15 protein-coding genes are annotated in these 13,658 nt (G+C 63.1%); 1 reads left to right on the top strand and 14 read right to left on the bottom strand.

The features are described 5' to 3' along the window. Positions 1 to 110: 110 nt before the first annotated feature. From rpmE to rpsB, 12 genes are all read right to left on the bottom strand, one after another. Positions 111 to 335 carry a 50S ribosomal protein L31 gene (gene rpmE / locus F7P65_RS06290; protein WP_013847278.1) on the bottom strand — a complete coding sequence of 75 codons (225 nt, stop codon included), beginning with the start codon at positions 333 to 335 and terminating at the stop codon, positions 111 to 113. 122 nt (positions 336 to 457) lie between these two features. Beyond that, positions 458 to 940, bottom strand: a complete 483-nt coding sequence (gene fabZ, locus F7P65_RS06285) for a 3-hydroxyacyl-ACP dehydratase FabZ (protein ID WP_150290903.1) — start codon at positions 938 to 940, stop codon at positions 458 to 460. A gap of 7 nt (positions 941 to 947) precedes the next feature. Beyond that, the gene (locus F7P65_RS06280) at positions 948 to 1,604 is read right to left on the bottom strand and encodes an OmpH/Skp family outer membrane protein (RefSeq protein ID WP_150290902.1); all 657 of its coding nucleotides are present in this window, start codon (positions 1,602 to 1,604) and stop codon (positions 948 to 950) included. Beyond that, entirely contained in the window at positions 1,604 to 4,273 is a 2,670-nt protein-coding gene (gene bamA / locus F7P65_RS06275; protein ID WP_150290901.1) for an outer membrane protein assembly factor BamA, read from the bottom strand. Before bamA ends, F7P65_RS06280 begins: the two co-directional genes overlap by 1 nt. A gap of 111 nt (positions 4,274 to 4,384) precedes the next feature. Next, positions 4,385 to 5,518 carry an RIP metalloprotease RseP gene (rseP, locus tag F7P65_RS06270; protein WP_150290900.1) on the bottom strand — a complete coding sequence of 378 codons (1,134 nt, stop codon included), beginning with the start codon at positions 5,516 to 5,518 and terminating at the stop codon, positions 4,385 to 4,387. Next, complete coding sequence (locus F7P65_RS06265; RefSeq protein WP_150290899.1) at positions 5,515 to 6,672, bottom strand: 1-deoxy-D-xylulose-5-phosphate reductoisomerase; 1,158 nt, start codon at positions 6,670 to 6,672, stop codon at positions 5,515 to 5,517. Before F7P65_RS06265 ends, rseP begins: the two co-directional genes overlap by 4 nt. Continuing rightward, complete coding sequence (locus F7P65_RS06260; protein ID WP_150290898.1) at positions 6,672 to 7,448, bottom strand: phosphatidate cytidylyltransferase; 777 nt, start codon at positions 7,446 to 7,448, stop codon at positions 6,672 to 6,674. The genes F7P65_RS06265 and F7P65_RS06260 overlap by 1 nt, the downstream gene beginning before the upstream one ends. 5 nt (positions 7,449 to 7,453) lie before the next feature. Further along, positions 7,454 to 8,233 (bottom strand): isoprenyl transferase, encoded by a 780-nt coding sequence (locus F7P65_RS06255; protein WP_150290897.1) that lies wholly within the window; start codon positions 8,231 to 8,233, stop codon positions 7,454 to 7,456. A gap of 43 nt (positions 8,234 to 8,276) precedes the next feature. Then, positions 8,277 to 8,834, bottom strand: coding sequence for a ribosome recycling factor (gene frr, locus F7P65_RS06250; RefSeq protein WP_150290896.1), 558 nt, complete (start codon positions 8,832 to 8,834; stop codon positions 8,277 to 8,279). Positions 8,835 to 8,840: 6 nt separating this feature from the next. Beyond that, complete coding sequence (pyrH, locus tag F7P65_RS06245) at positions 8,841 to 9,566, bottom strand: UMP kinase (protein WP_150290908.1); 726 nt, start codon at positions 9,564 to 9,566, stop codon at positions 8,841 to 8,843. Between the two features lie 181 nt (positions 9,567 to 9,747). Next, positions 9,748 to 10,674, bottom strand: a complete 927-nt coding sequence (tsf, locus tag F7P65_RS06240) for a translation elongation factor Ts (RefSeq protein ID WP_150290895.1) — start codon at positions 10,672 to 10,674, stop codon at positions 9,748 to 9,750. A 100-nt stretch (positions 10,675 to 10,774) separates the two neighbouring features. Further along, positions 10,775 to 11,533: a 30S ribosomal protein S2 gene (gene rpsB, locus F7P65_RS06235; RefSeq protein WP_150290894.1), complete on the bottom strand. Its 759-nt coding sequence runs from the start codon at positions 11,531 to 11,533 to the stop codon at positions 10,775 to 10,777. A 248-nt stretch (positions 11,534 to 11,781) separates the two neighbouring features. Between rpsB and F7P65_RS06230 the strand changes: the two genes are divergently transcribed. Continuing rightward, positions 11,782 to 12,012, top strand: coding sequence for a hypothetical protein (locus F7P65_RS06230; protein WP_150290893.1), 231 nt, complete (start codon positions 11,782 to 11,784; stop codon positions 12,010 to 12,012). A 4-nt stretch (positions 12,013 to 12,016) separates the two neighbouring features. On the opposite strand, the gene F7P65_RS06225 is transcribed toward F7P65_RS06230, so the two are convergent. After that, positions 12,017 to 12,793 carry a CDP-alcohol phosphatidyltransferase family protein gene (locus F7P65_RS06225; RefSeq protein WP_150290892.1) on the bottom strand — a complete coding sequence of 259 codons (777 nt, stop codon included), beginning with the start codon at positions 12,791 to 12,793 and terminating at the stop codon, positions 12,017 to 12,019. Next, positions 12,793 to 13,527: a phosphatidylserine decarboxylase gene (locus F7P65_RS06220; protein WP_150290891.1), complete on the bottom strand. Its 735-nt coding sequence runs from the start codon at positions 13,525 to 13,527 to the stop codon at positions 12,793 to 12,795. The genes F7P65_RS06225 and F7P65_RS06220 overlap by 1 nt, the downstream gene beginning before the upstream one ends. Positions 13,528 to 13,658 lie beyond the last annotated feature (131 nt).

The raw sequence follows: 13,658 nt of genomic DNA, 5'->3' as shown, positions 1-13,658 counted from the left end.
TGCCGGATGATCTGGATGTCCGCAATTGGTCGAAACCAACCACCCCCTCCAAACACAAAAAAGGGCGCCTCGAAGGCGCCCTTTCCTATTCGTGCCTGTGAAGGCGCCGATTACTTCTTCAGCGTCAGACCGCCGAAACGCTTGTTGAAGCGTGCGACCTGGCCGCCCTGCTCCAGCTGGCGCGTGCCGCCCGTCCAGGCCGGGTGCGACTTGGGATCGATGTCGAGCGCCAGCGTGTCGCCTTCCTTGCCCCAGGTGGAGCGGGTGCGGAAGGTGCTGCCGTCGGTCATCTGGACGGTGATGAAGTGGTAATCGGGATGCGTATCGGCCTTCATGAGACTGCTCCGTCAAAGGGCCGGTTTCCGACCGGCCATGGATGCGAAAAATTGCGAAGGCGCGCGGTTACATGGGTTCTCGCGCAAAAGCAAGGGGAGAAGCCTGCCCCTCCCCTTCACCGTCAATCCTTCGGCGGATCGGCGATCATCGCGACGAAATTGGCTTCCGCATGCACCTTGCCGTCGATCAGCGCCTTGCCGCTGAACTTGCAGACGGCGCCGCGCATCTGCACCACCTCGACATGCAGGTCGAGCAGGCAGCCCGGCTCCACCGGATTGCGGAACTTCACCGCGTCGATGCTCATGAAATAGACGAGCTTGCCCGATCCCGCGAGATCGAGCGACTGCACGGTCAGCACGCCCGCCGCCTGCGCCATCGCTTCCACGATCAACACGCCCGGCATAATGGGCCGGCCGGGGAAATGCCCCTGAAAAAACGGCTCATTGATCGACACCGCCTTGATCGCGTGGATCGATGTGTTGGGCACAATCGAAACCACGCGATCAACGAGCAGCATCGGATAGCGATGCGGCAGCGACGCCATGACCCCTCGAATATCGAAAGGACCGATGGCGCCCGCAGCCTGTTCAACCTTATCCGTCATCTAGGGATCAGCGCGAGGTCGGCTGCTGCGACGGGTTGGCGGGAGCGGCGGCCGGAGCGGCGGCCTGACCCTGACGGCCCGGCTGCCAGCCGGCCGGCGGGGTGATGCCGACGCTGGGCACCAGCGCATTCAGTTCGGTCACGACCTGCTGCGTGATGTCGACGGTCGGCTGATAGGACACAGTCGCGTCGGGCGACAGGATCAGGTCGACCTTCGCCTTGGTCATGGCGGACTTCAGCGCGTCCGACAGCTTGGCCGAGATCTGCTCCTCGACATAGGCGTTGGCGAGCGCGATGGGCTGGCCCATGCGCTGCAGTTCGGCCTGACCGTCCTGACCCGCCTTCTGATAGGCTTCATACTGGGTCTGGATCGCCGGGGTCGGCTTGTTGCCGGCCGCCTTCATCGCGGCTTCCAGCGCGGTGCCCTTCGCCTTCAGGTCAGCGTCAATGGCGTTTTTGCGCGCAGTGAAGCTGTCGATCTGCGCCTTGTAGGTCGTCTGTATCTGAGTCCGTGCGGTCGAATAGGCGGCGCTGGTGGCCACGGCGCGCTGCAGGTCGACGACGGCGATGCCGGTCTTCGACTGGGCGGCGGCCGGAACGCTGGTCAGCGCCATGGCAGTCATCGGCGCGAGAACGAGCGCAGCAGCCTTGAAAATCGTCTTCATCAGAATTGAGTCCCTACGTTGAAGGTGATGAGTTTGGTGTCGTCCCCTGGTTCCTTGAGCAGGGCCTTGGCGATGTCGATGCGGAACGGCCCAAAGGGCGAGTTCCAGTTGACGCCAAAGCCGACGGACACGCGGGGTTTCAGCGTGTCGCCCAGATATTCTTCCACAAATCCGTTCGTGACCGTGTCATAATTGGCGGGACAGACCGGCGCTTTTGCCGACCCTGTAGCCTTGACCGTAGTCAAAGAAGAATTGGTGCTCGACGAGCAATAGCCCGGGAAGCCATTGTTGACGCCATTGACTTCACCGATCAGACCCGGATTTTTCAGGCCACCGACGGCACCGGCATCAAGGAATACGGAGGGACGAAGGCCCATTTCCCGCGCGCCCGAACCGAGCGGAATTTCGACTTCCGCACGGGCCATATAATAAATCCGGCCGCCCAGCGCGTCATCCGTGCGATTGTTGGTCCCGGTGGTTTCCACACCCGTGAACGAGCCGTCGCTGTTCGTGGTCGTCGTATAATAGCGACGTACCACGCGAGGGCCGATGCCGCGAATATCGAAGCCGCGAATTTGCGGCTCGCCCAGGAAGAAACGATCGGTCAGGCGAACCGGGTCGACCAGAGCGCCCGTCGAATCCCGGCGGTCGCCTTCCAGACTGTGGATATAGCCGCCCTCGCCCGACAGCGAGAAGATGAACCCCTTGCCCAGCGGCCAATATTTCGACCCGTTCAGCCGCGTGCGGACATATTTGACGCTGCCGCCCAGCCCCGCGAAATCCTGGCTCAGCACGATATTGTTGCCGCGCGTCGGCCGGATGCGGTTGTCGCGGGTATCGTAGATCAGCGAATAACCGATGGAGGAGGTCGTCCGCTTGCCGATGGCGTCGCAGAGATAGCGGCCTGCCAGGATCGGATCGCACTGCAACACGCCATTCGCGTCGGCCGAATAATAGGTATTCTTATCGAGCGACACATCGTCCAGATTGAGCGTGTAGCGCAGCGCCAGCGACATATATTCAGTGATCGGCACGCCCGCACGAAGCTGGAAGCCCGTGGTGGTCTGCTCATAGGTCGTGTTGCGATCATTATTGTTGATATAGTTGAAGCTGTTCAGGTCGCGACGGTAGATATCGCCGCCCAGCGCGATATTCTTGTCCATGAAATAAGGCTCGGTGAAGCCTACTTCCACCGACTTGCTATAAGCCGAGTAGTTGACGCTGGTGCGCAGTTCCTGACCCTTGCCGCGGAAGTTGCGCTGGGTGATCGACGCGGAAACGATGAAGCGCTCCAGCGAGGAGAAACCGGCCGACAGCGACAGTTCGCCGGTCGACTTTTCCTGTACATTGGTTTCCAGCACGATGCGGTCGGGGGCAGACCCCGGCTTCTGCTCGATATCCAGCTTTTCCTGGAAGAAGCCGAGCGAGTTGATGCGATCCTTCGAACGCTTGACGAGGAAGCTGTTGAAGGCGTCCCCCTCCGCCAGACGGAATTCGCGGCGGATCACCTTGTCCTGCGTCAGCGTGTTGCCGTTGATGTCGACCCGCTCGACATAGACGCGCGGCGCGTTGGCGATGCGGAAATCGATCCCCATCGTCAGCGTGTCCTTGTCGCGGTTGAAGTCCGGCTGGACATCCGCGAAGGCATAGCCGAACAGGCCCGCCGTCTCGCTCAGCGTGTCGACGGTGTCCTCGACCTGCTTGGCGTTGTACCACTGGCCCTTCTTCATCGGCAGCATCTTGGTCAGCGAATCGCCCGACAGGTCGCGAATGTCGCTGTTCACCTTCACGTCGCCGAATTTGTAGCGCTGCCCTTCCTCCACCACATAGGTGATGATGAAGTCCTGCTTGTCCGGGGTCAGTTCGGCCACCGCGGAAATCACGCGGAAGTCCGCATAGCCGTTGGTCAGGTAGAATTGCCGCAGCTTCTGCTGGTCATAGGCCAGGCGATCGGGGTCATAGCTGGTGCCCGAGGAGAAGATGCGGAACCAGCGCGACTGCTTCGTCACCATCTGGCTGCGCAGTTCGCCGTCCTTGAACTTCTCATTGCCGATGATGTTGATCTGGCGGACCTTGGACTTGGGCCCTTCGGAGATTTCGAACACGATGTCGACGCGGTTCTGGTCGAGCTGCACCATCTTCGGCTCGACCGTGGCGGCGAAGCGGCCCTGACGGCGATACAGTTCGATGATGCGGGCGACGTCGGCGCGGACCTTCGACCGGGTGTAGATCTGACGCGGAGCCAGTTTTATTTCAGGACGTATCTTGTCTTCCTTGAGGCGCTTATTACCTTCAAGGACGATGCGGTTGATGACCGGGTTTTCCTTCACCTCGACCGTCAGCGCGCCATTGTCGTTACGGATCTGGACGTCGGCAAACAGTTCCGTCTCGTAAAGGTCACGCAGCGCCTGATCGAGCGTTTCCTGAGTGAAGGGCTGGCCGACGCGCAGCTTGGTGTAAGACAGCACCGTATCGGGTTCCAGCCGCTGCTGGCCGGAGACGGTGACGCTGCGGATCGTCCCGGCGGTCGGCGCAACGGCGGGAATCGGCGCCGGAGCGGCAGCCGGCTTGGCATTTTGCGCCATCGCCGGCATCGCAGACATGCCCGCGATCACCGTGGTCGCCAACAGGGCCACGACGACCGGGCGCTGCCTGTTGCTGCTCATCATCGCTGTCACCCGCTCCACCTTCTACAAAAAAGCAATGTTTCTACACACCGGACCAATTGCGTTCACAATCGGAAAGACGGCGTCAAATCGCGTCTCCCTGCCCGATACGGCTCAGCCGATCAAGCCAGACAGACGTTCCCACAGACCGAAAGAGGATAAATCGTTGAATGTTACCAGCACCATCATCGCCAGCAGGACAGCCAGACCCGACCGATAGGCCCATTCCTGCACCTGTGGGCTGACCGGTCGTCGCTGTATCGCTTCCATCCCGTAAAACAGCAGGTGACCGCCATCCAGCATGGGGATTGGCAAGAGATTGATGAACCCCAAATTAATGGAAATGAGGGCCATGAAGAATACGAAGCTCTCCACCCCCAATGTCGCCGCCTGCCCCGAAACCTCCGCGATCTTCAGCGGCCCGCCCAATTCCTTGACCGACCGGCCGCCGACGACGATCTGACCCAACGTCTCGACCATGGTGCGGACGATCTGCCCGGTGCGCTCCACCGCAACTACAGGCGCGCGGGCAAGGCTGACCGGCTCGATGACAGGCTCGCCGGGCGCGATGCCCAGCCGGCCGATGCGGAATTTGTTGCCGAAACCATCGCCTTCCTCGACCGCGCCGACCTTGCCCTGTTTGTCGATCAGCTTGCCCTTGCGCTCGATAATGATGGCTACCGGCTCGCCGGGGCGGATCTGCGCGAAGAGGCGGATGTCGTCGAAGGTCGCCATCTCCCGCCCATTGAGCGAGACGATCCGGTCTCCCGCGACGATGCCCGCCGCGGCCGCCGCGCTACCGGGCTGCACCTGACCCGCGATGGCAGGCGTGCGGCTCTCGCCATGGACGAACGCGAAGGTGGCGAGGATCAGGATAGCGAAGAGAAAATTGATTGCCGGACCGGCCGCGACAATGGCCGCGCGCTGCCATAACGGCTTGGCCGGGAAGCTCTCCGCCCGTTCGGCGGCGGGCATTTCCAGCCAGCGCGGGTCCGTCTGGCTGGCGGCGTTCATGTCGCCCTTGAACCGCACATAGCCGCCCAGCGGCAGCGCGCCGATCCGCCAGCGGGTGCCGCGCCGGTCAACCCATGCAGCGATTTCCGGGCCGAAGCCGATGGAAAACGCCTCCGCCTTCACCCCGCACCAGCGGCCCACCAGATAGTGGCCCAGCTCATGCACGAAGACAAGCGGTCCGATGACTGCCACAAAAGCCAATATAGTCAGCAGGAAACCGGGATTGTGGATCAAGCGATCAATCTTTCCATCACTAGGCCGGCCATTCTACGCGCCTCCGCGTCCGCTTCCAGCACATCGTCGACCTGACGGGGCACAGGCGCGCTATAGCGGTTCAGAACATCCTCGACAATCATGGCGATATCAAGGAAGCCGATGGCCCCTTTAAGGAAAGCGGCGACCGCGACCTCATTGGCCGCGTTCAATATGGCAGGCGCCGCCCCACCCTGCTGCGCCGCCTGCCGCGTCAGGCGCAGCGCAGGAAAGCGGACGTCATCGGGCGCCTCGAAGTCCAGGCGGCCGGCACGGGCCAGGTCGAGCCGCTGGCAAGGGGTGGCGATCCGCTCCGGCCAGGCGAGCGCATGGGCAATCGGAATGCGCATGTCGGGCGAGCCGAGCTGTGCCAGGGTGGAACAATCGCGAAATTCGACCATGGAATGGATGATCGATTGCGGATGGACGAGGATCTCGATCCGGTCGAGGCCGACGGGAAAAAGATGCGCCGCCTCGATCAGTTCCAGGCCCTTGTTCATCATCGTCGCGCTGTCGACGCTGATCTTCGCACCCATCGACCAATTGGGGTGAGCAACCGCCTGCGCCGGGGTGATCTCCCGCATCTCGTCCCGGCTGCGGGTGCGGAAGGGACCGCCGCTGGCGGTGAGGATGATCCTTGCGACATCTTCCATGCGGCTGCCGGCAAGGCATTGAAATATGGCATTATGCTCGCTGTCGACCGGCAGCAGCGTGGCGCCCGAGGCTGCGACCGCATCCATCATCAGCGCGCCCGCCGACACCAGCGATTCCTTGTTGGCGAGGGCGACGGTCCCCCCCGCCTTCAATGCCGCCATGGTAGGGCGCAGACCTGCGCAGCCAACAATCGCCGCCATGCTCCAGTCCGCGCCAGCCTCAGCCGCCGCTACCAGTGCATCCTCGCCCGCCGCTGCCTCCACGCCGGAACCGCGCAGCGCATCCTTCAATGCCTCATAATGGGCGGTCTGGCCGATGACAGCGAGTTTCGCGTTGGTCTGCCGCGCAGCCGCCGCCAGCCCGGCAACATCGCTATGCGCGGTGAGCGCCAGGACCTGATAGGCTTCGGGATTGCGCTGAACCAGGTCCAGCGTCGACATGCCGACCGACCCGGTCGCGCCAAAGATCGAAACCGTCTTCATCAGGGCACCACCAGAAACATATAGCACATCGCAGCCAGGGGCGCCGCCGCAACTACGCCGTCCAACCGGTCCATCACCCCGCCATGGCCGGGCAGCAGCGTGCCGCTGTCCTTGACGCCGGCGCGGCGCTTCATCCAGCTTTCCAGCAGATCGCCCAGTTGCGCCGCCACCGCCAGCAGGCCGCTGGCCGCGGCGAGTTGGACCGGCAGATCAAGGAAACGATAGAGCAGGAAGCCGACGAGCAACGCGGCCAGAACGCCACCGCCCAGGCCGGACCATGTCTTCGACGGGCTCACGCGCGGGGCCAGCTTCGGCCCGCCAATGGAACGGCCCGCGAAATAGGCGCCGATGTCGGTCGCCCAGACCAGCCCAAGCGCCCAGAAGGTCAGCAGCAGGCCATATCCGTTCGGCGCCTGTCCGCGCAGGAACAGCAGCGCCATCACCGGAATGACGATGTAGAGCACCCCCAATGCCAGCTTGATCGAACGGCCGACCAGCGCGACAAAGAAAAAGGCGGCAGCCATCAGGGTGAAGGCCAACCACGATACCCCGGCCGCGACCGGGCACAGAATCGCCAGCGGCACCGAAACGGCAAACATCGCCAGCTTGCGGTTGTCCGGCGTGGCGCCGGTCAGGTCGCCCCACTCCCCCTGCATCAGCACGCCCGCCACCACCAGCAGCAGCCAGAAGAAGAAGCCACCGGCGAACAGCGCGCCCAGCGCCAGCAGGATCAGGACGACGCCGACAATCGCGCGGGTACGAAGCTCGCTCGACATATGCGTCACAGCCCGCCGAAACGGCGGTCCCTCAGGCGGAAGGCATCGAGCGCGTCGGCCAGCGCGCGCCCGTCGAAATCGGGCCACAGCATGTCGGTGAAGTAGAGTTCCGCATAGGCCGCCTGCCACAGCATGAAATTGCTGAGCCGCTGCTCGCCGGAGGTGCGGATGATAAGGTCCAGCGGCGGCAGGTCGGCGGTATAGAGCGCCCCGTCGATATCGCCGATGCCGATCTCCTCTGCCCCGATCTCGCCCGCAGCCACGCGACGAGCCAGCGTTTGCGCCACCCGCACCAGTTCGTCCTGCGCACCATAGTTGAGCGCAATGGCGATGATAGGGCCGGTGTTCGCCGCCGTGCGGGCCATCGCGTCCTCGATCAGGTCGACCAGCACCGGATCGAGAGCCTGATAATGACCGATGATCCGTAGTCGCACGCCATTGGCGTGAAACTCATTGAGATCGGACTGGATGAAATGGCGCAGCAGGCCCATCAGGTCCGCCACCTCGCTTGCCGGGCGCTTCCAGTTTTCCGAGGAAAAGGCGTAAAGCGTCAGGCACTCCAGCCCCAGTTCCTGCGCCGCGCGCGCGACGCGGCGCACCGCCTCCGCCCCGGCACGATGCCCGGCGACGCGCGGCAGGAACCGCTTCTTGGCCCAGCGGCCATTGCCATCCATGATGATGGCGACGTGACGGGGCCCGGGGGACCCCGTGCGGATGCCATCGACGTGACGCGCGCCATGGGCTGGCGCGCCGCTGGTCAGATCGGGCTTGGCTTGGCTGGCCATCAGAGGGTGATGCGTGCTTTGATCACGAAAGGAAAGCCCCGGCTCACTGGCCGAGAATTTCCTTCTCCTTCGTCGCCGCCGCCGCGTCGATGTCGGCGATGGTGCTGTCGGTCAGCTTCTGGACTTCAGTTTCCAGCCGCTTGCGCTCGTCCTCGCTGATCTCGCCCTTTTTCTCGTCGGTCTTCAGGCTGTCCATGCCATCGCGGCGCACGTTGCGGGCGGCGACACGGGCGCCCTCGGCATATTTACTGGCAAGCTTCGCCAGTTCCTTGCGGCGTTCTTCGGTCAGGTCCGGGATCGGCAGGCGCAGCGTCTGGCCGTCGACGATCGGGTTGAGACCCAGGCCCGCCGAACGGATCGCCTTGTCGCAGGGGCCGACATTGCTCTTGTCCCACACCTGCACCGACAGCATGCGCGGTTCGGGTGCGGAGACGGTCGCCACCTGATTGAGCGGCATATGCGCGCCATAAACCTCGACCGTCACCGGGTCGAGCAGCTGGATATTGGCGCGGCCGGTGCGCAGACCCGCCAGATCGCCCTTCAGCGATTCGACGGCACCGTGCATACGGCGTTCGAGGTCGGCCTTGTCATATTGAGCCATTGTCTTTCAGCGCTCCTGATTTTGCACGATCGTCGCCACACCGTCACCGGCCAGCACCTTGGCCAGATTACCGGTTTCACGGATGTTGAACACGACGATGGGAATATTGTTTTCGCGGCAAAGGGCAATGGCGCTTGCGTCCATGACCTTCAGATTGTCGTTCAGCACGCGATCAAAGCTGATTTCCTCATAACGCGCCGCATCGGGCACATTTTTGGGATCGGCATTGTAGATGCCGTCAACGCTGGTGCCCTTGAACAGCGCATCGCAGTTCATTTCCGCCGCGCGCAGCGCCGCCGTGGTATCGGTGGTGAAATAGGGGCTGCCGGTCCCCGCCGCGAAGATCACGATCCGGCCCTTCTCCATGTGCCGCACCGCCTTGCGCCGGATATAGGGCTCACAGACCGAGGCCATCGGAATGGCGGACTGGACGCGGGTGTCATAGCCCAGCTTTTCCAGCGCATTCTGCACCGCCAGCGCGTTCATGACGGTGGCGAGCATGCCCATATAATCGGCGCTCGCCCGGTCGAAACCCTTGGCAGCGCCCGCCAGCCCACGGAAAATATTGCCGCCGCCGACAACGACGCACAGCTCGAAACCCGCATCCTTCGCCGCAGCGATTTCGCCCGCGACCCGGTTCACGGTTTCCGGCTCGATGCCGAACTGCCCCTGCCCCATCAGCACTTCGCCCGAGAGTTTCAACAGGATGCGCTTAAAGGCGGGTCGGGTCATGCCGGGCAATGTTCCATTAATGATCAGGCCCATTTTACGGGCAAGGAAATGGCGCGCACCTTAACAGCACGCGCCATTATGTGAAGCGGGGTTTTAAGCCCCCGGCTTCCTTAGCGCCCCCTTCGGACTTGTCGAGAAGCCTCAGCCTCCCGTCATCGTCCGAAGCGAACCTTCTGCCAGATCAGACGCCAGCGGCCGCCGCGACTTCCGCCGCGAAGTCGCTCGTTTCCTTCTCGATGCCTTCGCCGAGCTGGAAGCGGACATAGTTCTTCAGCGTGATCGACGCGCCGGCATCCTTCGCCGCCTTGGCAACGACGTCTGCAACCGGGGTCTTGTTGTCCATCACGAACAGCTGCGAGAGGAGCGCCTGCTCCTTGGCGAACTTGGCGACCGCGCCGTCGACCATCTTGGCGACGATTTCAGCAGGCTTGCCCGATTCGGCAGCCTTTTCAGCGGCGATGGCGCGCTCACGCTCCAGCAACGCCGGGTCGATGTCGGCAGCCGACAGGGCCAGCGGGAAGGCAGCAGCGATGTGCATGGCGATCTGCTTGCCCAGCGGCTCCAGAACGTCAGCCGGCGCGTCGCCTTCGAGCGCAACCAGAACGCCGATCTTGCCCAGGCCCGGAGCAGCCGCATTGTGGACGTAGGGAACGACCACGCCCTGGCTCACTTCGATCTGGCCGACGCGGCGCAGGGTCTGGTTCTCACCGATGGTGGCGATGTTCGCGACCAGCTTTTCAGCGACCGTGCCGCCCGAGGGATAGGCCGCGTTCGACAGCGCATCGGCATCGGCAGTGCCGTTTTCCAGCGCGATGGTCGATACGGTGCGGACGAAGTCCTGGAACTGGTCGTTCTTGGCGACGAAGTCGGTCTCGCTGTTCACTTCAACGGCAACGCCCTTGGTGCCCGCAACGGCGACGCCCACCAGACCTTCAGCGGCGGTGCGGCTCGACTTCTTCTGGGCAGCGGCCAGCCCCTTGGCGCGCAGCCAGTCGGTTGCCGCTTCGATGTCGCCATTGGCTTCGGTGAGCGCCTTCTTGCAATCCATCATGCCCGCGCCCGAACGGTCGCGCAGTTCCTTGACGGCAGCAGCGGTAATCTCGGCCATGTTTCGGCTCCTAAATGTTCAAAGGGTTCAAATAAGCGCTAGGGCGCGTTCCATCGGAGCGCGCCCTAGCCTGTCATTCTTGCAGTTCGAAGACCGCGTCTCAGGCCTGAGCGACGACCTCTTCGGCCTCGGGCTCGTCCAGAGCGCCCAGGTCGACGCCCGAAGCCTGCTGCGCACCACGGTTGCCCTTGGTGGCGGCGGCGGCGATGGCGTCGCAGTAGAGGCGGATCGCTCGGCTGGCGTCATCGTTCGCCGGAACCGGGAAAGCGATGCCGTCGGGCGAGACGTTCGAATCGAGGATCGCGACGACCGGAATACCCAGCGTGTTGGCTTCCTTGATCGCCAGCTCTTCCTTGTTGGCGTCGATCACGAACATGACATCGGGGATGCCGTTCATATCGCGGATGCCGCCCAGCGACAGTTCGAGCTTCTCGCGCTCGCGGGTCATCTGAAGGACTTCCTTCTTGGTGAAGCCGTGGGTGTCGCCCGACAGCTTTTCCTCAAGGGTCTTCAGACGCTTGATCGAACCCGAAATGGTCTTCCAGTTGGTGAGCATGCCGCCCAGCCAGCGGTGGTTGACGAAATGCTGACCCGACTTGCGGGCGGCTTCAGCGATCGGATCCTGCGCCTGGCGCTTGGTGCCGACGAACAGCACCTTGCCACCGGCGGCGACGGTGCCGGACACGAAATCCAGCGCGCGGCCGAAGAGCGGCACGGTCTGCGACAGGTCGAGGATGTGGATGCCGTTGCGCTCGCCGAAGATGTACGGCTTCATGCGCGGGTTCCAGCGGTGGGTCTGGTGGCCGAAGTGGGCGCCAGCCTCGATCAATTGGTGCATGGTGACGACAGGTGCCGCCATAATAACTTCTCCTTCCGGTTACACCTCTGGGAATCAGGAACTGGGCGTCGCGCCACAGCACCGGATATGTCGATTCCCATGTGGAATGGGCGCGCCTTTAGACGCGTCCGAATATCAATGCAAGGGGTTGACTCTCCGTTCTGGATGGAACATAAGGAGAACATAGGGAACAAATGACGGTTTTCCGCCGTTTGCCCACCCATAGTGAACCAAGCCGTGCAAATGGCAAGACAGAAAGTGGATGCCTTATGTTCGCACTGATCGCCGCATTGGTTTTTACTGGATCGTTCCTGCTCGCCGCAGGGACCATCGTCGGCATGTTTCTGGCCTATCATGACAAGATGGTCGCGGCGCTGACGTTCGAACCGATCCCTCAGGAAGCGCCGGTTTATCGCTTGCGGATCAGCCGCCGCCGGGCCGCCCCTGCAACAGCGCAGCGTCCAGCCCGCGCCTTCCCGGCAACCGCCTTCGCCGCGTAAAGGGTTATTGCCCCTCGTCCAGCCGGTGACGCCGGACCTTGGCATAGGACATCATGCCGAAGGGGATAAGCGCGAGATAAATGGCGCAGAGAACCAGAAGCGTCAGCCAGGGATCGGTGAGCAACAAAGCCCCCAACAGACCGGCAAGCGCGATCGCCTCCAACCTGATCCGCTTGCGCAGACGAAGCGCGGACCAGCTGTAGGTCGCGACACTGGAGATCATCAAAAAGGCGGTAAAGGCCGTCCAGGGTGCCACCACATACCATTCGCGGAACAGCGGTTCGCCCGTCACCAGCCAGAGATAGAGCGGTACGAAAGCCAGTCCGGCGCCCGCCGGCGCGGGTACGCCGGTCAGAAAACCAGCCGATTTATGCGGCTGCACATCGGCATCGATATTCGCATTGAAGCGCGCCAGGCGCAGGGCACAGGACAGGGCATGCGCCAGCGCGAAAATCCAGCCGAATTTCGGCATGGCATGAAGCGACCAGAGATAGAGGACCAACGCCGGCGCCACGCCGAAGGCGATGGAATCGGACAGCGAATCCAACTCCGCGCCAAAGCGGCTTTCACCCCGCAGCAGCCGGGCGATGCGGCCGTCCAGACCGTCCAGCACACCTGCGATCAGGATGGAAAGAACCGCTTTCTCCCACTCGCCGGAAATGCCGTAGCGCACTCCGGTCAGGCCGAAGCAAAGCGCCATCGCCGTCACGGCATTGGGCGCCACCATCCGCAGGGTGATCCCGCGGCGCAGGCCGCGCGGGATGGCGCGCCGCTGTCGCATTATTGCTGAATCCCCGAAATGACGCGCATATCGCCCATCTGGCCGAGAATCGTCTCCCCCGCGACGGTGCGCTGTCCCAGCACCACGCGCGGCGCGGTTCCAGCGGGCAGATAGACATCCACCCGGCTGCCGAAACGGATCAGGCCGATCCGCTGCCCCGCCGCGACCATGTCGCCAGGCTTCACGAACGGCACGATCCGCCGCGCCACCAGCCCGGCGATCTGGGTGAAGCCGACGCGCACGCCGTCATGCCGCTCGACCAGGATATGCTGGCGTTCATTATCTTCGCTCGCCTTGTCGAGATCGGCGTTCAGGAACTTGCCCGAAATATAGACGACCGACTTCACCGTCCCGCCGATCGGCGTGCGGTTGATGTGCACGTCGAACACACTCATGAAGATCGACACGCGGATCATCGGCTGATCCCCCAGCCCGTCCGGCCCCGCCATTTCCCGAGGCGGCGGCACGCGCTGGATCAGCGTCACCAATCCGTCGGCCGGGGCGACGATGGCGCGTTCGTCCTGCGGCACGGCACGCACCGGATCGCGGAAAAAGGCAAAGACCCAGATCGACACCATCACCATCAGCCAGGCCGGAATCTGCCAGCCGACCAGGAACAGCAGGACGGTGATCGCCACCGCGATCAGGCCGAATTTCATGCCCTCCGGATGGACCGAAGGGAATCGCCATTTTACATTGCCGCCCAGCGCGACGGTCAGTTCGTCATTTTCCATGGCCACGTCTTTAGGGACAGTCGGTTAGAGTGACAACGTCCGATGCCGCCCGGCGCGCCATGAAATGATCCTGCCGGTGCAGATGGCATTGCGCAGTTGAACATTGCCGCCGCTTTCCCTAGGGCGTGTCG

Source organism: Sphingobium estronivorans, assembly GCF_008692605.1.
GTDB lineage: Bacteria > Pseudomonadota > Alphaproteobacteria > Sphingomonadales > Sphingomonadaceae > Sphingobium > Sphingobium estronivorans.
The sequence above is the reverse complement of the archived record's forward strand: the minus strand, read 5'-3'. Positions and strand labels throughout refer to the sequence as shown.